General features: G+C 69.0%; 24 protein-coding genes. 2 read left to right on the plus strand and 22 right to left on the minus strand.

Translation table 11 applies throughout. The annotated features are described in order from the left end of the window. Window positions 1-60: 60 nt before the first annotated feature. The 8 genes from ACP7BP_RS06645 to ACP7BP_RS06680 form a co-directional block, all read right to left on the minus strand. Window positions 61-861: a hypothetical protein gene (locus tag ACP7BP_RS06645; protein ID WP_426243703.1), complete on the minus strand. Its 801-nt coding sequence runs from the start codon at window positions 859-861 to the stop codon at window positions 61-63. Between the two features lie 129 nt (window positions 862-990). Next, window positions 991-1,188 (minus strand): hypothetical protein, encoded by a 198-nt coding sequence (locus ACP7BP_RS06650; protein WP_426243705.1) that lies wholly within the window; start codon window positions 1,186-1,188, stop codon window positions 991-993. 4 nt (window positions 1,189-1,192) lie between these two features. After that, entirely contained in the window at window positions 1,193-2,755 is a 1,563-nt protein-coding gene (locus ACP7BP_RS06655; protein ID WP_426243707.1) for a hypothetical protein, read from the minus strand. Continuing rightward, the gene (locus ACP7BP_RS06660) at window positions 2,724-3,419 is read right to left on the minus strand and encodes a hypothetical protein (RefSeq protein ID WP_426243708.1); all 696 of its coding nucleotides are present in this window, start codon (window positions 3,417-3,419) and stop codon (window positions 2,724-2,726) included. Before ACP7BP_RS06660 ends, ACP7BP_RS06655 begins: the two co-directional genes overlap by 32 nt. Window positions 3,420-3,688: 269 nt before the next feature. Continuing rightward, window positions 3,689-4,159, minus strand: coding sequence for a hypothetical protein (locus tag ACP7BP_RS06665; protein ID WP_426243709.1), 471 nt, complete (start codon window positions 4,157-4,159; stop codon window positions 3,689-3,691). A 20-nt stretch (window positions 4,160-4,179) separates the two neighbouring features. Next, window positions 4,180-5,838 (minus strand): hypothetical protein, encoded by a 1,659-nt coding sequence (locus tag ACP7BP_RS06670; protein WP_426243711.1) that lies wholly within the window; start codon window positions 5,836-5,838, stop codon window positions 4,180-4,182. Between the two features lie 3 nt (window positions 5,839-5,841). Further along, entirely contained in the window at window positions 5,842-6,285 is a 444-nt protein-coding gene (locus tag ACP7BP_RS06675; RefSeq protein ID WP_426243713.1) for a hypothetical protein, read from the minus strand. Between the two features lie 492 nt (window positions 6,286-6,777). Further along, entirely contained in the window at window positions 6,778-7,131 is a 354-nt protein-coding gene (locus ACP7BP_RS06680; RefSeq protein ID WP_426243715.1) for a hypothetical protein, read from the minus strand. A 214-nt stretch (window positions 7,132-7,345) separates the two neighbouring features. On the opposite strand from ACP7BP_RS06680, the gene ACP7BP_RS06685 reads away from it, so the two are divergent. Beyond that, a complete protein-coding gene (locus tag ACP7BP_RS06685) occupies window positions 7,346-7,933 on the plus strand; it encodes a hypothetical protein (RefSeq protein WP_426243717.1) in 588 nt (195 codons plus the stop codon). Here the strand turns inward: ACP7BP_RS06685 and ACP7BP_RS06690 are convergent. The 6 genes from ACP7BP_RS06690 to ACP7BP_RS06715 are packed head-to-tail and all read right to left on the minus strand — an operon-like array spanning window position 7,930 to window position 11,317. Further along, window positions 7,930-8,145 (minus strand): hypothetical protein, encoded by a 216-nt coding sequence (locus ACP7BP_RS06690; RefSeq protein ID WP_426243719.1) that lies wholly within the window; start codon window positions 8,143-8,145, stop codon window positions 7,930-7,932. The genes ACP7BP_RS06685 and ACP7BP_RS06690 overlap by 4 nt on opposite strands. A 41-nt stretch (window positions 8,146-8,186) precedes the next feature. Next, window positions 8,187-9,641 carry an RtcB family protein gene (locus ACP7BP_RS06695; RefSeq protein WP_426243721.1) on the minus strand — a complete coding sequence of 485 codons (1,455 nt, stop codon included), beginning with the start codon at window positions 9,639-9,641 and terminating at the stop codon, window positions 8,187-8,189. Further along, window positions 9,641-10,063: a hypothetical protein gene (locus tag ACP7BP_RS06700; RefSeq protein WP_426243723.1), complete on the minus strand. Its 423-nt coding sequence runs from the start codon at window positions 10,061-10,063 to the stop codon at window positions 9,641-9,643. Before ACP7BP_RS06700 ends, ACP7BP_RS06695 begins: the two co-directional genes overlap by 1 nt. After that, window positions 10,060-10,560 carry a hypothetical protein gene (locus ACP7BP_RS06705; RefSeq protein WP_426243725.1) on the minus strand — a complete coding sequence of 167 codons (501 nt, stop codon included), beginning with the start codon at window positions 10,558-10,560 and terminating at the stop codon, window positions 10,060-10,062. Before ACP7BP_RS06705 ends, ACP7BP_RS06700 begins: the two co-directional genes overlap by 4 nt. 36 nt (window positions 10,561-10,596) lie before the next feature. Then, on the minus strand, window positions 10,597-10,986 hold the full coding sequence (locus ACP7BP_RS06710; RefSeq protein ID WP_426243727.1) for a hypothetical protein: 390 nt from the start codon (window positions 10,984-10,986) through the stop codon (window positions 10,597-10,599). Between the two features lie 31 nt (window positions 10,987-11,017). Then, the gene (locus ACP7BP_RS06715; RefSeq protein ID WP_426243728.1) at window positions 11,018-11,317 is read right to left on the minus strand and encodes a DUF4031 domain-containing protein; all 300 of its coding nucleotides are present in this window, start codon (window positions 11,315-11,317) and stop codon (window positions 11,018-11,020) included. A gap of 59 nt (window positions 11,318-11,376) precedes the next feature. Between ACP7BP_RS06715 and ACP7BP_RS06720 the strand changes: the two genes are divergently transcribed. After that, a complete protein-coding gene (locus tag ACP7BP_RS06720; RefSeq protein WP_426243730.1) occupies window positions 11,377-11,889 on the plus strand; it encodes a hypothetical protein in 513 nt (170 codons plus the stop codon). A 16-nt stretch (window positions 11,890-11,905) separates the two neighbouring features. Here the strand turns inward: ACP7BP_RS06720 and ACP7BP_RS06725 are convergent, their stop codons facing one another. The 8 genes from ACP7BP_RS06725 to ACP7BP_RS06760 form a co-directional block, all read right to left on the minus strand. Beyond that, window positions 11,906-12,709, minus strand: a complete 804-nt coding sequence (locus ACP7BP_RS06725; protein ID WP_426243731.1) for a hypothetical protein — start codon at window positions 12,707-12,709, stop codon at window positions 11,906-11,908. Then, window positions 12,706-13,068, minus strand: coding sequence for a hypothetical protein (locus ACP7BP_RS06730; RefSeq protein WP_426243733.1), 363 nt, complete (start codon window positions 13,066-13,068; stop codon window positions 12,706-12,708). The genes ACP7BP_RS06725 and ACP7BP_RS06730 overlap by 4 nt, the downstream gene beginning before the upstream one ends. After that, complete coding sequence (locus tag ACP7BP_RS06735; protein ID WP_426243735.1) at window positions 13,065-13,832, minus strand: hypothetical protein; 768 nt, start codon at window positions 13,830-13,832, stop codon at window positions 13,065-13,067. The genes ACP7BP_RS06730 and ACP7BP_RS06735 overlap by 4 nt, the downstream gene beginning before the upstream one ends. A 561-nt stretch (window positions 13,833-14,393) precedes the next feature. Next, window positions 14,394-14,699 (minus strand): hypothetical protein, encoded by a 306-nt coding sequence (locus ACP7BP_RS06740; protein ID WP_426243736.1) that lies wholly within the window; start codon window positions 14,697-14,699, stop codon window positions 14,394-14,396. A gap of 12 nt (window positions 14,700-14,711) precedes the next feature. After that, window positions 14,712-15,203: a hypothetical protein gene (locus ACP7BP_RS06745; protein ID WP_426243738.1), complete on the minus strand. Its 492-nt coding sequence runs from the start codon at window positions 15,201-15,203 to the stop codon at window positions 14,712-14,714. Continuing rightward, window positions 15,200-15,598: a hypothetical protein gene (locus ACP7BP_RS06750; protein ID WP_426243740.1), complete on the minus strand. Its 399-nt coding sequence runs from the start codon at window positions 15,596-15,598 to the stop codon at window positions 15,200-15,202. The genes ACP7BP_RS06745 and ACP7BP_RS06750 overlap by 4 nt, the downstream gene beginning before the upstream one ends. Then, window positions 15,595-15,867, minus strand: a complete 273-nt coding sequence (locus ACP7BP_RS06755) for a hypothetical protein (protein WP_426243742.1) — start codon at window positions 15,865-15,867, stop codon at window positions 15,595-15,597. The genes ACP7BP_RS06750 and ACP7BP_RS06755 overlap by 4 nt, the downstream gene beginning before the upstream one ends. Next, window positions 15,864-17,624, minus strand: a complete 1,761-nt coding sequence (locus ACP7BP_RS06760) for an ATP-binding protein (protein ID WP_426243744.1) — start codon at window positions 17,622-17,624, stop codon at window positions 15,864-15,866. Before ACP7BP_RS06760 ends, ACP7BP_RS06755 begins: the two co-directional genes overlap by 4 nt. Between the last annotated feature and the right edge of the window lie 22 nt (window positions 17,625-17,646).

Here is a 17,646-nt window from a genome sequence, read left to right on the forward strand (position 1 = left end):
TGGTGGGTGTCCTGGTCCGGTGTCGCGGCCTCGCGCCTACGTCTCCGGGGTGGATCTGTGTCAGTCGCCGACCTTGAGGCCGGCGGCGGCCTGCATCCGCGCGAGGGTCTCCTTCACGCGGGTGTCGAGCGGGGCGGTGGATCCGCCGGGGGTGGCTCCAGCACCGGGCTGGGCCGCGAAGCGGCGGTCGTCGACGACCTTGGCCAGGTGCGGCTTGCGCTTGATGAGGTCGTCGAACTGGGCTGCGACCTTGGTGTGGTCGACGTTGCCGTTGCCGTCGGTGACCTGGGTGAGGTCGATGTTCGTCAGCGCGTCGGTGGCGTCGTGGAACTTGTCCTTGGCTGCGGCGAGCACGGCGGTTTGGATGCGACCGGCTGCCTGCTCGGCCTCGCGCTGCTCATCGCGGTCCTGGAAGGGCTTGACCGCGGCGGCGACGGCGCGGGTCACGATCGCTTCGATGTCGACCTCGCCTGCCTTGGGCGGGTCCGTCTTCGGCGGGTCGGCCTTCGGCGGATCTGCCTTGGGCGGGTCGGCCTTCGGTGGTGCCGGCCGTGCGCGGGCCGCGGCGAGGGCACGCTCGGCGGCCTGCCGGGCGTCGCGCTCTCGGGTCAGTGCGGTGCGTCCGGTTTCGCCGAGGCCGTTCCACTCGTCTTCGGACACCCCGTCGGGGCGGGTTGGCGGGTCGTTGGCGGGCGGCGGGTCGCCGGCGCCGGGCTGGTTGCCCGGGGGAGGGGGCTCGGTGCTGCCCTGGCTCATCGTGACACCGCCGAAGCGTGCCCGGTGGTGGGCGAACAGCTGCGGCAGCGTGTCGAGGGTGATGTGCGCGGGCTTGGCCGGCACGGTGAACGGGTTGCGGGACATCGCGTCTCCTCGGTGGTGGCGCGCTTGTTGCGCGGCGCCGTACGCCTTCCGCTCGTCGCGAGGCGGGAAGTCTGGGCATGCAAAACGCCCCGGACCGGTGGGTCGCGGGGCGTTGCTTGGGGAGGGCTGTTAGCCGGCTACGGCGGCACTGGTGAGTCGGGAGGCTTCAGCCTCGCTGATGGCGGTCCAGTCGCCGGAGAAGCGGATGTCGATGCCGATGGTCTTCGCGGGCTGCCAGGTGCCGGAGGTCCAGTTGAAGAGCTCGCCGGAGATCGCCTCGGGATCGCTCAGGCGAGCGATCCGGTGACCTTCCTGCCAGTACCTCATGGGCTCAGTCTACCCACCGCGGTGGCGCTGGCATCGTGACTGACTCGAAGAGCTCCTGCATCGCTCGGTCGAGTTCCTCTGCTCGCTGCGCGGTGGTGTCGTCGGCGCGGGCTTCCTCGTAGAGGAGATGGGCGGACTCGGCTGCCGCGAGGCTGGCATGGGTGTGGACTTGGAGTTCGAAGGTGAACCCGTCGGGCAGCTCGAAGGCCAGGTTCAGCCCTCGGTAGCCGTGGCGGCGCCACCCGCCGGGGTCCTTCATGAGGCGGTAGCCGCGTGCGACCATGCGCCGGATCAGGTCGTCGACGCTCCGCCAGTAGTCCGCCTCGGAGGCGACCGCGGTGTAGCGGAGGACGTCCTTCATGTCGGCGGCCACGACTGAGAGGGCCGCACCGTCGGCCGACTCGGTGCGCAGCTTGCGCGTGAGGGAGTCGACGGTCTTGAGGCGGGAATCGAGGCGGCTGAGGGCCGCGCCTACCGCGGCGGCTTCGACACGGACTGCGGCTGTGACCTCTGGCTCTGTTGCGGCCGCCCGGCTGATCAGTTCTCGGGCGGTGCGCGCGACCTGGTCGTCATCGTCTGGAGTGTTCACACCGGCCCCTATGCCGCCAGGGGGTCGACCGGCCGATCCGCCGCCGGACTGGCCTATACCGGCGAGGTTGGTGTCGTCGGCACGCATGTAGCCGTAGAGCCGGAGCAGTCGCTGGACCTCGGTGCGATCACCGTCAGCGATCTTGTAGATCGTTTCGGGGCGCAGCCGGACACGCTTCGACGGGTTGCGCTTGCGCCAGCCCGCGCGAGCGGTGGAGCCGTACCGGGTGCCCTTCACGCGCCGGCCGAACAGGTCGGCGGTGTAGATGCCGCTGCTGGCGTTGATGACCTGGCTGATGTCGGCGCCGTCCTCGATCGCGGCCTGCTCCGCGGCGGTCAGGTCGCGGATGTAGCCCTTCTCGAAGGCCTCCATGGGTGAGGAGACCAGTCCGATGTCGTGGGCCTCTTCCCAGGACCCGACGGGCACGTGGACGCAGTCGTCACCGGGGTGTCGGTCGAACCCGTCGAGGTCGCGGTAGATCTTGCCGGCCAGCTGGACGCACCGCTTGCACGATGGTGGGACGAGGAGCCGCACGTAGCTGTCCCAGCCGGGCCGCATCACCATCTCGGCCTGGGCGGCCGAGCGACCGGCGTCCTGGACCTCGGACTCGATGAGCTGCTCGAGCCGCTTGAGGAAGCCTGCCGTCTCCTCCCACCATGGCGGTGGGAGTGCTTCGACCGGCGCCGGGATGACCTGGTCGATGGTCGCGATGATCGGCTCCGCGATTCCGAAACCGGCCGAGGAGACCCCGGCGAAGGGCCTCGGATTGATCAGCGGGGTGTCGCTGTCGGACCAGGCTGCCATGGTCCGGACGGCACGGGTGGCTGAGGCCAGCTGGTACTGGGCGACCGTGTTGAGGATCTCGGACCAGCCGCGGCCGCCGTTGACCAGGCCCCGGACCGCTGCGACGGCCTTTGCGGCGATGTCGAGCTGGCGGGCGTGGTGGCTACGCGCTTGCCGCAGGCTCGGGGTCGGCACCCGGGACCAGCTTCAGGTTCGCGCGGGTGTCGGGGTCGAGCAGCGAGAACTCGTCTTCGGCCTCGGCTGCCTCTTGCGCTTCCGCGACCGCCTTCTCGGCGAGCTCGGGCGTCCAGCCGAGGAACTGCTCGGCGGCGACCTTCACTCCGATGCCGGCAGTGACGGCCTTGCCGAACGCGTCGACGGCCTGGGACTCCATGCGGGTCTGCGGGTCGGCCCAGCGCGGCTTCACGCGGCCGCGGTGCCCCTCGAGCTGCATCGCGATCGTCATGTATCGACGCCACGCCTGGTTGAAGGTGCCGTCGCGGCCGATGCCGTTGACCCGGCGGACCATGGGCGCCTCATCGGTCTTCAGGAGCTCGGCCGACATGTGCGACTTGAGGTCGAGGTTGTAGTACGTCGACGCGACCCTTGTCTTCGCTCGGAGACGGCTGGACGCGTGCTGCCCCCACGTCACGAACGTGTCGAGCGTCGCCGGCGTGAGCTGCCCGAACTTCACGCCCGGCCCACCGAACCACATGTGGTCCGCGCGCGGGTTGAAGCCGACCATCGGCTTGCCGTTTGACCCGAGCAGCGGCTTCGTCTCGTCCTTCGGGTCTCGAGGGATCTGGAACCCCTCGGCGTACCGGATCGGAACGGCGCCGAAGTGGCCAGCGAAAACCATCAGTCCCTCGACGAGGTCCACCTCATCAACGAGAGTGACGACGGGCTCGATCTCGGACTGCGGCTCGAGGAGAAGACGAGCGGAGTGCCTGAACTCGACTATCGGCACTGGTCCGGGCCGCGACCTCGGCTCAGCTGCCTTCCACCGTGACGTGAACTGGCTGCCCTGCGGGTCGTCGATGACCTCCTCGCCCTCGGTCAGGTCGATGTCCCAGTCGGGCTGCTGCAGCAGGCCAGATCGCTTCCCGGTCCACTCATCGACCCAGATCTTCAGGTAGGCGTCGACGTCGTAGGGGGTGCGGTCATTCGGTGCACGGCGGCCTGCTCGGAGGACTCGATCGTCATGATCGCGCGCCCGTCGATGCTCCGGGACACGGCGCCGTACGCCCGTCGACGCACGAGGGCCTCACGGTGCGCCTCGCGGTGCATGACGTCGAGGTCGTTGTCCTCCCACGCCGCTTCCAGCGCGCGCGACGTCGCGCTGTCCTCGGAGCTGCCGCCGAGCACGGTGAGTCGCTCCACTAGGGCGTCGATGCCGATCGCGGCTGAGCCGGTGCGGGGTGCCTCGAGCAGCGACACGAGCAGCGTGTCCGCCTGGGCGCCGTAGACCTCGCGGTACTCCTGGGCGATGAAGGGGAGCACGTACTCGTTGCGGTACCGCAGCTCGTAGATCTCGGCGTACCGCTTCTCGTCCTCGATCTGCTGCTCGAGCTTGCGGACCCATTCGATGATGGTCGGCACGCCATCACCTCCTGATCGGGTCACATGCTGAAGACGAGCGGTGGGAGCTCAGGCTCGGGGTTTTCGACCCACCCGTCGGCGATGGCGTCGGCTCTGGCCTCGAGCGCGATCGCGTCACCGACGACGGAGTCGATCTTGCGCGCCGAGTTGGGGTTCTCCTTGCGCACCAGGCGCTGCCCGCGGCTGTAGTGCACGTAGGCGTTGCCGTAGTGGTCGGCGGCCTCAGGGTCGTCGTCGTGGCAGACCTCGCCGTTGGTGAGGTCGGTGTGGAGACGGTTGAGGGCCGCGCCCATCGCGGTGTCGCGGCGGGTCTCCCAGGGGATGACTATCTCTTCGCCGAGCTCCTGGGCTAGGCCCTCGACGTCGGATCGCCACTCGTGGGGGTCGTAGTAGCCGCGGATCACCTGGTACTGGCGGTGCACCTCGCGGATCCGGGTGAGAACCTCACGCCGGGGCACGGACCAGCCGTCACCGAGGGCGCCGGCGGGCTTGGCCCAGGTGCCGAGCTTGAAGAGGAACCCGTCCGACATGCGGCAGCCTCGCAAGACCGTGGTGTCCTCGTTGAGGGCCCCGTCGAAGCCGACCGCGATCGGAGTGCCGTGAGTGACGGTCCACGGTTGCGCGGACTCGGCGAGCTCCCCGTCCTTGTCCTTCCGGGGCCGGGTCTGGCGCTCGTGCACGGCCTTCGCGATCCAGGCGTCCGACCCGGACATCGAGCGGTTGAGGAAGTAGCGGGCGGCCTCGGCCTCGTCGCGGCAGATCGTCGGATCGTGCATGTCGCTGTAGACGTCCTCGGCGAGCATCCACCCGGTCTCGGGGTCCATCGCCACGCCGTAGACCTCGCGCAGCTGGCGCAGGGTCCGCTCGCGGTCGTTGATGTCGATGCGGCCCTTGGCCTCGCGGTGGAACACCAGCCAGTCGTCGCCGAGCTGGCCGAGTCGGAACCTCTTCTCGAGGACCTCCCACACTGACTGCTCACCGAGCCGGCACGCCGTCGTGGTCAGCAGCGCCCACGGCTCTGCGTGCTTCCGCTTTCCGGTGTTGCGTAGCGCGGTCGCGTACATGTCGCGCAACTCTTGGGTGACGTACAGGTGGATCTCGTCGGGGACGAGGAACGTCTCCTTGCCGCCGTCCTTCGACGCGGCGCCGGCTGTTGAGAGCACAGCCTCTCCGCCGTCGGGGAGGCTCAGCGCTGTCGCGCGCCGGTAGTCACGTACGCCAGTGATGCCGCCGTAGATCTCGGGGTGGGCGTCCGGTCCCCACTCGCCCATGATGTAGGCGATGTTCTGGAACGTGTTGCCGGCCTGCTTCTCCTCGGTGGCGAGGCACCGGATGAACGGTGACACCACGGGTCGACCGACAGGCTGACCGTTGGCGTCCCAGCCGTCGAACCGGACCTCAGCGAGCGACTCAGCCACGCCGATGAGACCGGCCTTCTCCGACTTCGACCTGCCCTTCGGCGCCGAGAAGACGGCGCGCCGCTTCTTGCGCCGCCCGGTCTCGGGGTCGAGCTCGTAGGCCTGGATGATGAAGTCCTCGACCTCGGGGTCGGATGCGAAGTCGAGCGGCTGACCCATGACGTCGCCCGGCCCGTGGCAGGCGTACGCCTGGAGCCAGTCGACGACGCCGTACCCGAGCGAGCAGATGTGGCCGTCGTACAGCGGGCCCGACCAGGGCACCGCTCAGGCCCCGGTCTTGGCTTCCGCTCGGGCCCGAGCCCGGTCCATGGACGAGACGTTGCCCTGCTCGGCGGCGCCGCCGGGCTGGGAAGGCTTCTGGGCTCCACGGGGACCGCGCCTCTGGGGCCGCTGCCCGGTGGCATCGTCGGGGAGGCGCAGGGCAGCGAGCAACTGCTTCATGGAGTTGGCGGTCTCGTTGGCCTTGCTCAGCGCGCCGACGATCTGAAGCTTGAACTCCCCGCCCTCGAGATCGACCGGGAGGATGGTCGCCCAGGCGTCGACCTCGCCGCGGAGGAGCTCGTCGAGCTTGTCGCAGCGGTCCTTCATCCGGCAGGCCTCATGCAGCTGGACCTGCTGGACTCGGCTGAGGACGTTGTCCTTCACGACGTCGCGCCAGAGTTGGCGACCGCCGGCGTCGAGACCAACGGGGGGGCGGGGATTGCTCATGGGTCACCTCTTGGGCATCGCGCCACTGGCGGCCGGGAGCATCGCGCTACCCGCCTGGTGAGATCTGCTGGTCGGTCACTGGGAAAACTCAGGTCTGGGAACTGCGAGGCACCTCCCCCGCGGTCCTCCGCGGTGGAGAGGTCGGAGGGGTTACCCCCACCCCCTATGCGTCTGGTGAGATACGACGACCCGCCGTGGCGAGGTTGCACGCGGGACATTCTGGCCCGCGGTGCTTCGTCCGGTCGTGGTCGTCGTGTCCCAGGTGCCAGTCGATGCCGCGGCGGGTCCCGAGCGGCCGGCCACAGCGCCAGCAGGTGAACCTCTCGCCGTCGTCCATGCGTCGTTGGTAGTCGCGGCCCAGTCGGTCGTGCTTCGCGTCGTAGCCGCGCTGCTGTCGTGTCCCTCGTGCTCGATCACGTGCGCGTCGGTGCTTCGGGCAGCGTGACTCAGCCTGCAGCTTCGGGCACCCTGGCTCGGCGCACACGCGCTTGGTCATGCGCTTGCGGCTTCCCAGAGCCAGCGAGTGAGCCAGCCCACCAGGTAGGCGTGTGGCTCGTCAGTGCCAGGCACGCGGTGGCCCACGCACTCGAGGATCCTGCCCGCACCGTGGCTTGCCTCGTGTGCGCAGGTATCCACGAGATCGCCCCCGACCCGGGTCGCGTCGATCCAGAAGATCAGGTGACGTTCACCGCCTCGCCGCGTGGCGTAGGTCGTGTGACCGAAGGACTCCTTCGGAGTGTCACGGTCGAGGAAGTCGAAGCTCCGACGCAGCCCGGCCCAGTCACGTCGCGTCGTTGCGAGGTGCAGCTCGACGCCGTAGATGTCGAGGAGGTGGTGACGCTTCATGCCGGCACCCCCGGGACGCACGAAAGCCCGGGGCCATGTCGGCTCCGGGCTCTGGGTATAGCTGTCCTGCTGGCTTCATCTTCCACTACGACTGGTCGTTCGCGCTACTCCGTCCCTTCGGCGCGTCGTCGCGGGCGTCCTTGGCCCTACGCTGCCCCCTGTGTGTGAGCAGGTGCGTGACGCGTTGATGTGTCGAGACGTGTCTGGTGAGGGCATGGCCTGGTGGGACGTCGGTGGAGGTGTGGTGTGGGAGTTCGCAGTGGGTAACGCAGCTGAGTGGGCGACCGTCCTCATCGCCGCCGTGGCTCTGTTCTTTGCGGCCAAGGCGTGGAAGGCCTCTCAGGGGATGCTCGAACTGGAGCAGACACGCGAGAACAGGGCGGAGCGACGCGAGCTCGAGCGACAGAGGGCGGACGACCAGGCCGCGCAGGCAGACCTGATTGGCGCGTGGATCGAGGCCACCCGAGTCTCCAGCCAACCGAACAACCTCAGTTACGCCGATCGTTGGACGTTGCACCTTCTCAACGGGAGTCTCCTTCCGGTGTACAACGTGAAGGTCACGTACGTCAGCTACGCCACTCTGGATCCCGAGCGGGGCGTCAGCTCCTTCCGTGTGCTGCCTCCAGGCCCGAAGCGTCGTCCGCTTCCGAACGATCTCCCCCTGCGGGCGATCCATCGCTCAGGCTCAGACGAACTGGTCCAGGAAACCCCTGAGGATCTCCAGCTGATCGTCGAGTTCACTGACTCCGCAGGACGTGAGTGGCGCCGAGGCTCTGAAGGTGCGATAGACCGGCTCAACTAGAGCGCGCCCAGGCGACGCTGGTGGTACCTCTCTGCCAATGGCAGGAGCTCGCGGAGGTCGTACAGCGGGACACCTTTGCCGCGGCCCGGGATGAGGCCAACGGGTGTGACAAGGCCGCGGTGTTTCCACTTCGCGATGAGGTCTCTGGGGACGGCGAGGATGTCGGCGGCCTCGGTGGTGTCGACCAGTGTGGCATCGTCGCGCCTGGTCAAGCCGGCGTCCTGACAGGCAGCTGCGCCTCCGTCACGAGTCCTCAGTCGCCCTTGACGTTGATGATCTGGCGCAGCTCGTGCTCGATCTTCACCAGGTCGCGAGCGTCTTCCATCACCTGGTCGATGTCCTTGTACGCGGCCGGGATCTCGTCGATGAACGCGTCGGTGTCGCGGTACTCGATGTCGCCCATGGCCGTCTTCAGGTCGGCGGCGGTGAAGGTGCGGCGGGCTGAGGAGCGGGAGTGCACGCGGCCGGCGCCGTGTGGGGCGCTGTTCAGCGCCAAGCGGTTGCCCTTGCCGGTGACGACGTAGGACCGCGTGCCCATCGACCCGGGGATGAGCCCCCACTGGCCCTCGCGTGCCGAGATCGCGCCCTTGCGGGACAGCCACACGTTCTTGCCGAAGTGGTTCTCGCGAAGGGTGTAGTTGTGGTGGCAGTTCACCTCCTGCTCGCGGGTGACCGGCTGGCCGGTCCACTCCTCGAAGGAGGTGACGACGCGGTCCATCATCTCGGCGCGGTTCTCGTAGGCGAACTGCTGCGCCCACTGGAGCTCGGCGATGTAGCGGTCGAACTCGGTGGTGCCCTCGACGAGGTAGGCCAGGTCGCGGTCGGGGAGGGGGATGAAGTGCCGGGCGCAGTAGTCCTGGGCGACCTTGATGTGGTGCTGGGCGATCTTGTTGCCCACGCCTCGTGACCCCGAGTGCAGGAAGAGCCAGACGCGGTCCTGCTCGTCGAGGGAGATCTCGATGAAGTGGTTGCCCGACCCGAGCGTGCCGAGCTGGAGAGCCCAGTTGCTGGCGTAGGTTGCCGGGTCGAAGTCCGAATCGACGGCGAGGTCGTCGAGGTAGTCGACCCGGTCCTGGGTGTGGCCGCGGCTGACCTGCTGGTTGTACTTGCCGGCCGAGAGCGGGATCGCGGCCTCGATCGCCTCGCGTAGTGCGCGCCGGTCGGCGGGCAGCTGGTCGAGGCTGAACTGGGTGCGGACGGCGATCATGCCGCAGCCGATGTCCACGCCGACGGCCGCGGGCATGATGGCGCCGAGCGTCGGGATGACGGATCCGACGGTGGCGCCCTTGCCGAGGTGGGCGTCGGGCATCAGCGCCAGGTGCGGGTGGATGAACGGCATCTGCGATGCCGTCTCGGCCTGCTGGCGGGTGTTGTCCTCGAGGATCGAGGCCCAGTTCATGAATCGCTTGCTGATCTGCTCCATGGGTCCAGACTCCATTGCCGATAGGGGATTGGTCGCGTGGTTTTCCGAGAGCTCAGTCATGTCCGGGCCGCTCTCAGCGGTGGGGTGGAACGGGTTCGCGGCCTTGCACTGCTCGCCCTGGGCGTGATGCTTGTGCCCGATGTGCCAGTGCCGGGGCTGGCTCCCGACGCACGGGTAGTAGTGGCAGCCGCCGCAGGCGGTCTGGATCTCGTGGAGGGTGACGGCGTTGCCGGCGAGCATCGTGGACTCGTAGGCGACCTTCTGGGCGTCGGGGCAGATGAACATCAGCCGGTCGACCCGTCGTCGCCGTAGTCGGTGTGGTCGAGGGTCCACCACTCGTCGGTGTCGGTGTCCCAGATGTCGTCGAGGGAGCACGAGTGGCAGCGGAACGCGTGCAGGCGGAACAGGGCCCGCGGCTTCCGTCTGTGGGCCAGGGCTCCGAGTCGCGCGCGGTTTTCCTCCTCGTAGCGCAGGTCGTCGTGGGTCAGGACGGCGCTGACCGCGACGAGGCCGCGGTTGGTCGACCAGGCGGGGAACCCTCGCTCAGTCGTGGGCAGGCCACAGCCCTCGCATACCTCACGGAGCGGCGGCGGGCAGATGAAGAGCCCAGGTGATGCGTACTCCCAGCCGCTCCAGAGCACAGCGAGGCCGTCCCACGTGGGCGGCAGGTCGTGCACGCGGAGCATCGTCAGCAGGTCGCCGCTCACAGCAGCGCCGCCGCGAGCTGCGCGAGGACGTCGCGCGAAGGAGTCCAGAGACCGAGGCGGCCCCGGCAGGGAATCGGGTCAGCGAGCGGACGCGGGTTCTCGACCACCAGATGGTGAATCGGGTTGTCGTCGTACCGGGTGACTCGCTCTGCCCACTCTGACTCGCAGCAACGCGGGGTCTCGAGATGCACATCGACGAGGTCGACCACACCGGTGACGGCCCCAAGCGGCATGAGGGCGGCGAGACGATTGGCGGCATCACGCTTGCGGCTCACCGAATAGGAGATCTCGGCGAGACGATCTTCGACATGAACGTAGCCGCGGCCCATCGCCCACTCAGGCCGCAGCAGATCGTGATCGATGCCTTCCCGGCTGACCGTCAGGCCGGCGTGGATCGCGACAGGTCCGCGGTAGCCGCCGGCGAGGTTGCGGGTGCGGTTCTCGACGTCCTTCCCGCCGTGCACGATCGCCCACGCCCACGGCTGCTGCACCGTCAAGGCCCTCATCGGGCCGACTCCCCGCAGCGTCGCCGACTACACCCCGTCGACCACCGTGTCAGCCTCGGAACCAGGCGCTTGCCGGTCCACGTCGCCTTGCCCGCGGGCCTCAGTCGCTTCGTCGCGTGACAGCTTGGCGCGATTGCGGTCGATCGCCTTGTACGACCGCTCGAGATGGTCCTCAGAGCGGTCGAACGTCTGCCGCTGGTGCTCCCCATCGGGTGCGACAGGCACCGAGCTCCGGCGGGCGTGTCCGCGGAGGTCGTCGGCCAGGTCGTCGAGCCCGTGCTCGCGGTGGTCGGCTGCCTGTTCGCGACGGCCAGCCAGGACATCGCGGCGGTCCGCGATGCCGTCCCGTTCGTCGGCGATGCGGTCGCGCTCGTCCGCGGTGCGATCGCGGGGCGGCCTCTCAGCCCGGTCTGGCATGCGGGCACGATACCCGTCGGTTCGGTCCTCGTCATCGGGTCTCCTGGGGGTGGAAGTGGTTGGTCCGCTTGCGAGCTAGCAGTTCACCCGTCTCGCGGGGGTAGCTGATCGGGACGGCACCTGCCCGGAGGGCGGCCGTACGCCGGCGCTCGGTCAGGTCGAAGTGCTCGCGGTGCGTGCCCTCGCGCTGGATCCACTCGGCCCGCATCCCGAGCTGGTCCACTGCGAACACGACGAGCTCGTCGTGCGTGTCCGCCAGCAGGTGCGACCACCGCGACCAGATCCGGCCGACCCTCGCCGGGCGGAGCATGTCGTCGACGTAGACGGTCACCTGATCACGGCCTGCGGCTGCTGGAGCGCGAGCCGCCAGAAGCGACTACCGTCCGGTGAATGGGGGACGACTGGATCGGAAAGCTCATCACTGGCGTGGTCACGCTCTTGGGCGGCTGGTTGCTGTGGCAGTTGCAGCAAGGCGGAGTCCGGCGGCGTAGGCGCCGTGAGATCCGGGAGGAGCTCGAGCTGCTGGGCTTACTGAACGACCACCCGCAGACGCAGGGTCGGATGCGTAAGCGCCTCGAGGTGCTACTCGAGCAGTACGAACCAGACCCCAGGGTGGTGTTGTACCGGCGGCTCTTGATGCTCCTCAACGCTTTCGCACTTGCCGCGTTCGCGTTCTGCCTATGGACGATCGTGAATGCGTTGCGAGAAGGGGATGTGGGGCTGTGGGACAGCGTCTTCATTGGCGGCGCCAGCGCCGTGATCGTGGCCCTGATCAACTGGTTCGGGCTGCGGTCGAAGGACGTGCGGGAGCAGGACAGGGCGGTGGCGAGTGTCGAGCTCGGCGGCACGCTGCCCCAGGTACAAGGCGACTTCCGGATGTCGACGTCACCGACGGATCCGTAGTCCCTAGTGGCTGGGCTCATCGGTCGGCGTCCTTCCTGGGTGCGGCGTTGATGGCGTGGCGGAGGCCGTGCCAGCTGGTGGACTTGTGGCCGGGCTGGTCGCGGTGCCAGGTGTGGCGGTGTCGGCGTGGACTGGTCTTGCAGGCGCAGTAGGAGTCGGAGCAGAGGCAGGTCTCGTGCTCGCCGGTGTCTGGGTCCCTGCCGCAGGTGATGACGCCGGCGGTGAGGTCCGCGACCAGGGTGTGGCGGCCGCACCAGGGGCACGGGTCAGGCATGGCCTTGACCTGGGTGCCTTCGATCGCCCGGTCGATGCGTTCGTGGAGGTCAGCGGCGTCGCGGTGGAGCCGCTCGAGGAGTGGCCGGCGGGTGGTGACGCGGGCAAGGCCCTCGGCGACGTGGAGCCGTTCGGTGTCGGAGGGTTGGGTGCTGCTCGGCCTGGTCTTGATGTGGCAGATGCCGACGTGCAGGAGGTGGCGGGTGATGGTCTGCTCGATGTCGACGAGGAGGAACGTCCAGTCGGCGAGGAGCGAGAACGCGTTGATCGACCCGGGTGCGGGGACGACACCGGTGGTGGTGACGCGGTCCTGGGCGTGACGTACGCGGTCGCGGCGCTCCTTGCGGATGAGGTCGTCTTGGACCTTCGCGGCTTCGACGGAGAGGAACCCGAGACCGGCCTGTCGGGTGTCGACGAGGTGGCGCAGCACGGGGATGAGCTCGTGGATCGCGCCCAGGTCGGCCAGGAGGAGAGCCTGGAGGTCAGAGGCGTCACCGACACGTGCGCGGTAGTCGGCGAGGTGGGCGTCGACTGCGTTCGGGCTCATCGTGGCGGCTCCATGGTGTGGTCGCAGGTGTCGACGACGACGGTGTTGGCGCCGGCGGCCTCGAGCATCCGGACGACGGCGTAGCTGATGGCCCGGTTGTGGCCACATTCACCGGGCCGGGCGACCGCGGTACCAGTGACGATGCGGTCCTCCAGGTCTCCGAACCTGCCGGGGAACGTGGCGGTGGCGGACCACCGGACGGCCTCGTCAGGTAGCGGCTCCTCGTCTGGGCGGAGGCGCCGGTCGGCTGCGTCGTACTCCAGCTCGAACGACTTCGCGCCCGCCCGGCGGGTCTGCTCGACCGCGGCGGCGACGATCTCCTCGAATCCGGTGGCGACGTGCTGGGTGCGGCGGGTCATCGGGCTGCTTTCTGCTCGGCCGCGCACTGGTTGCAGCGGCGGGTGGTGCCTTGGTGGCCTGGGAGGGTGCACGGCGGTTCGGGTGCGGCTCGGAGGCCGGTGCCGGGTGGGGTGAGGGCGCGCCACCGTGGTAGCCAGGCTTGGGCGAACGCGGCGGGGGAGTCTGGGCGGAACTCTGCGACGGCGGACTTCACGAGTGGCCCGTCGCCGTGGACGTCGATGAGCTCGACGATCTCGGTGTGCTGGGCCGGCGTGAGCCGATCCCAGCGAACGGCGAGGCGGGCGGCTTCGAGCTTGGCCTTGAGGATCTCGAGCGGCGGCGGCAGCGGCTCGTGCGGTGCTGCCGCAGCAGCATCTACCTCTTCCTCTACCTCTGTTCCCGTCACTTCGCCGTTAGTAACGCCGTTACGCACGCCGTTACGCGGGGTCTTGTGGCGTTGCCGGTAGGTCTGCTGACGTCGACGGCCGGCCTCACGGTTCTGCTCGAGCTGCTCCTTGGTGATCTGGTCTCCGTCCTGCCAGCCGTAGACGATGCGCCATCCACCGTCGGTGGTCTCCCAGATGCCCTCGCGTACGAGCGCCGCCGCCCTGGCCTTCCCGCGGTTAGGCGTGATGAGCGAGAGCGCCTCGGTCGGGATGAACCCATCCGTCTCCCGTGCACCGGCGTACGCCATGCCGCGGTTGTAGAGGACCTCCGCTGCCTCGCCGGCGCGCAGCAGCGCACCTTCGAGGTAGTAGTCGGTCTTGACCTTCACGAACTCCACGCGGTGCCAGCCCTCCACGTCTCAGATGAGGTGCCGTCCGCGGTGAAGACCCTGAGCCCGGCGTGAGTCGCAACCGGGACGTCTTCAACCTGCGCGATCGAGTGACGGACGATGTACCCGTTGGTCTCCGCCTCGGATCGGTGGGACTCGACGTAGCCGTGACAGCCCGTCGTGCCGGAACCGCACAGGAGCAGGAGGTTCGCCGGCGACTCACGGGTCTTGGTGCCGCCCATCCCGCGAGGACGTCGGTGGTGGATCGAGTAGACGCCGAAGGGGCCGGTGTACACGCCACACCGGACGCAGCTGTAGAGATCCCGCTCCAGCACCAGGGTGCGGAGGCGCGCAGAAACGCTCATGGGTCGATCACCCCCGCGGCGATCGCCTTCGCCATGGCCGCGTCGTCCCGGGCGGCCTGGTCAGCTCGGTCCTCAGCTCGTCGCCGAGCAGTGCACGCCTCACCAGAGCAGACCGGCTCCCCCAGCGACATGCGCTCACAGCGGCCGTCCACGTTGAGCAACGCCACGGGCTGCACCATCGGCGACCCGCACTCGGCGCAGGCGGTCATAGGGCACCGCCTCGCACGCCACGCATCGCGACGTCGAGCATCCCGGCCACGGACGCACCTGTCTCAGTCAGCAGGCGGTCGCCTCGACTTGCGAACTCGTGGCGCAGTGCCTCGATGGGTGCGAGGGCGGCGTCTACCCGCTGCTGCACGATCCGCTCAGCCTCGTCAGCAGCGGCCTTCGTGATGTGACGCCAGGCGTCCGGGTGGACGTCCTCGGTGCCCCAGTGGAGAGAGGCCCAGGTCAGGCGCAGCTGAATGGCAGAGTGGATGTCCTCGCGCTCGTCGTCGGTCAGGCCGTTCATCGGGCACCGGCCTCACGGGCGATGCGGGCGGCGGCACGCAAGGCTTCGTGATGCATCGCGTTCCACGGCCCGGAACGATCGGCCTCGATGGCCTGCGCGATCTGTTCGGCGGTGGCGCGGCGCACCTCGGCGCACCTCGGCGTCGTGGGCGGCGAGCCAGTCGGAAGCGAGAACGTGACGTGCCTTCTCGCTGGGCCAGTCGTAGTGACGGTCGGCCTCACCGAGCACCCCCGCCAGCGCATCCACGTCTCCGGTGTCCGGCACGGCGGGCGGGAAGCGAGGGTCCTCAATCAGGCGGACTCCGAGGTCGTCCGCGATGTGCGCGATGTCCAGATCAGTTAGGTGTCGGTCCCGCGAACGACCGCAGTAGGTAGCGTCCGTGTCGTCGGATCGGTGAGTGCATTCGTCGTCATCGGGGTGCCCGGCGACCGGCCGGAACTCGTGGTCATGGACGTACACGCGGTCCGCATCGTCCTCGGTGGGTGTGGGCTCGGTGGCGCTCATCGGGCACCGTCCTCACGGGCATTGCGGGCGAGTCCGTAGGCGTCGTCCAGCGCGGCGAGGTACTGCGCATCGGCCCGGAGGCGGCTGAACTCACGACGGCGCTCGCGGATGGCTTGCGCGATCCGTTCGGCGGTGGCGCGGCGCACCTCGGCATCGTGGGCGGCGAGACGCCGTTCCATCTCGTCTGCCGCGCACGCCACGCAGTCCGCGTCGTAGGCGCAGTTCGGGTGGCCCGACGCGGACGACTCGCGCCACTCCACCAGCAGCGCCTCCACGTCTCCGGTGTCCGGCACGGCGGGCGCGAACCCGTGGCCGTTGCGGTCGCGGTGCTCGCTCTCCGTGCGTCGGCAGATCACACACGGGCGCTCGGCGGGTGTGGGGTCGGTGGCGCTCATCGGTTCATCGCCTCGACAGCGGCGATCTCAGCGAGGTCGACGTTCCACTTCTTCTCGGGCTTGCGTTCCCACCCAGAGCCGAGCCCTCGGTCGCGGTAGCCGTCGTCGTGTAGGACGCATGCACCCATCGCCACGGAGCCGGGGTCAGTGACCTTGCCGGGGCCGACGGTGGCACCTGAGCGCAACGTGATGGTCACATCGGCCCCTGCGCGCTTCCAGTCCGAGAGCACAACGGGCCAGTAGGCCGTACCCGCGCCGTCGGTGCTCATGACGCACCTGCCAGTCCTGCAGAGGCGGCGAAGTCGTCGCTGATGCGCCACCGATCGATCACGCCGACCTTCCGGAGACGGCCCAGGGCGACGCCGATCGTCGAGGCGGTCGGCGAGTAGCCGGTGACCTCGGCGATCTCGGCCTGGCTGGTGTCGTGCGGGTAGGCGTCGAGCACGGCGTCGAGGACGCGCTGCTCGGTGAGACCGAACTTCGAGCGCCAGTAGTCGATGAGCGCCTGGCCCTCAGGGAGCTGCTCGTAGTCGTCGCCCAGCCAGTCGATGCCCGCCTGAGTGGCGGTGATCGGCTGCCCAGGCTCGACGAAGTCGAGCTTCCGGAGCTTCCCGAGGGCAACACCGATGGTCGAGGCCTTGCGGGAGTACCCGGTGAGGAGCGCGACCTGGTCGTGGGTGCGGGGACCGTGCTGGGCGAGGACCGAGAGGATGCTCCGCTCGGTCCTGCCTAGACGGGGTGCCTCGCCGAGGTCCGTGGCAGGGCGCGTCTCCCGCTGGTGCCGGGGCGAGGGCTTCTGTGTGGTGGAGGGACGAGCAACCGGAGCCCTGCCGGTGGTGCCGCTCGCCTGATTCGCCCGCGGTGCGCTACTCCGCGTCGTGGGCTGGCCCTGCTTACCCTCCATGGGCGGTTCGGTGGTGGTCATGATGGCCTGGAGGCGCTGCTGGATCGACGCGAGCGTGTCGTGCAACTGGGAGGCGGTCCCGGTGAAGTCGTTGAACATCTCGCCGGTGATCGCCGGGATCTCGACGCGTTCGACGGTGGTCTGGGGGCCCGGCTTGACGCGCTCGGTGTCGAGCTCGCGCTCCAGCTCGGTGATGCGCTTGCGCAGGGCCTTCGGGTCGTCGGCCTTGGCACGCTCCACAGTGGCGGTGATGCGCTCGCCGAGCGCGTCCAGGTCCAGGGCGGCGCGGGCTCCGGGGGTGGTGCGCTTCTGCCCGGGCTTCGGGGTGACGTGGGAGTCGAACGTGCGGATCCGTCGTACGCCGACCCGCTGGAGCAGCCCCTGCATGGGCGACCACACCCAGGCGTTGCCGACGGGCAGCGACGGCAGGGTGGCCATGACCTCGGCTGCGGTGGTGTCCTCGTCGACGTGGGTGGAGATCCACTCGCTGATCGACTTGAGCGACCTGGGGCCGGTCATGCCGAGCAGGATCAGCGTGTCCATCAGGTCGAGCACGGACTTCGCGACCTCCTGCGGTCGCTGGGTGACGACCGCCATCCCGATCCCGCGGCCGCGACCGCGCTTCGCGATGTCCTCCATCGCACCGAGCAGCCGCGCGGTCTCGGCGGTGGCGCGCTGGGGGATGAGGACGTCGGCCTCGTCGACGACGACGAACAGCGGGTCGCGGTTGCGGTGGTAGAGCCGCTCGGCGAACGCGACGGTGAAGGACCGGGCCTTCGTTTTCGACATGTGCGAGAGGTCGAGCACGACGGAGACGCGTTCGTCGACGACCAGGTCGGCCAGGAGCTCGCCGGCGGTGGGTTCGAGGGGGAGGTCGGCGTGGTCGCCGCCGAAGATGTAGAACGGCAGCCCGTCGGACTTCCCGTCGGCCGACGAGCGGAGGCCCCACCAGTCGCCCTTGACGTCGAGGACGACGACGGGGACGTCAGCGTTGTGGATCTCCTCGACGAGGACGTGGGTGGAGTAGGACTTGCCGCGGCCGCGGTTGGCGAGGATCCCGATGGGCTCGGTCACCATGTCTAGCGGCAGCTGCAGGTTGGGTGCGATGCGGAGGCCGGTCATGGTGCATCTCCGAGGCTGCGAA

It is taken from the genome of Nocardioides sp. LHG3406-4, from assembly GCF_049897745.1.
Taxonomy (GTDB): domain Bacteria; phylum Actinomycetota; class Actinomycetes; order Propionibacteriales; family Nocardioidaceae; genus Nocardioides.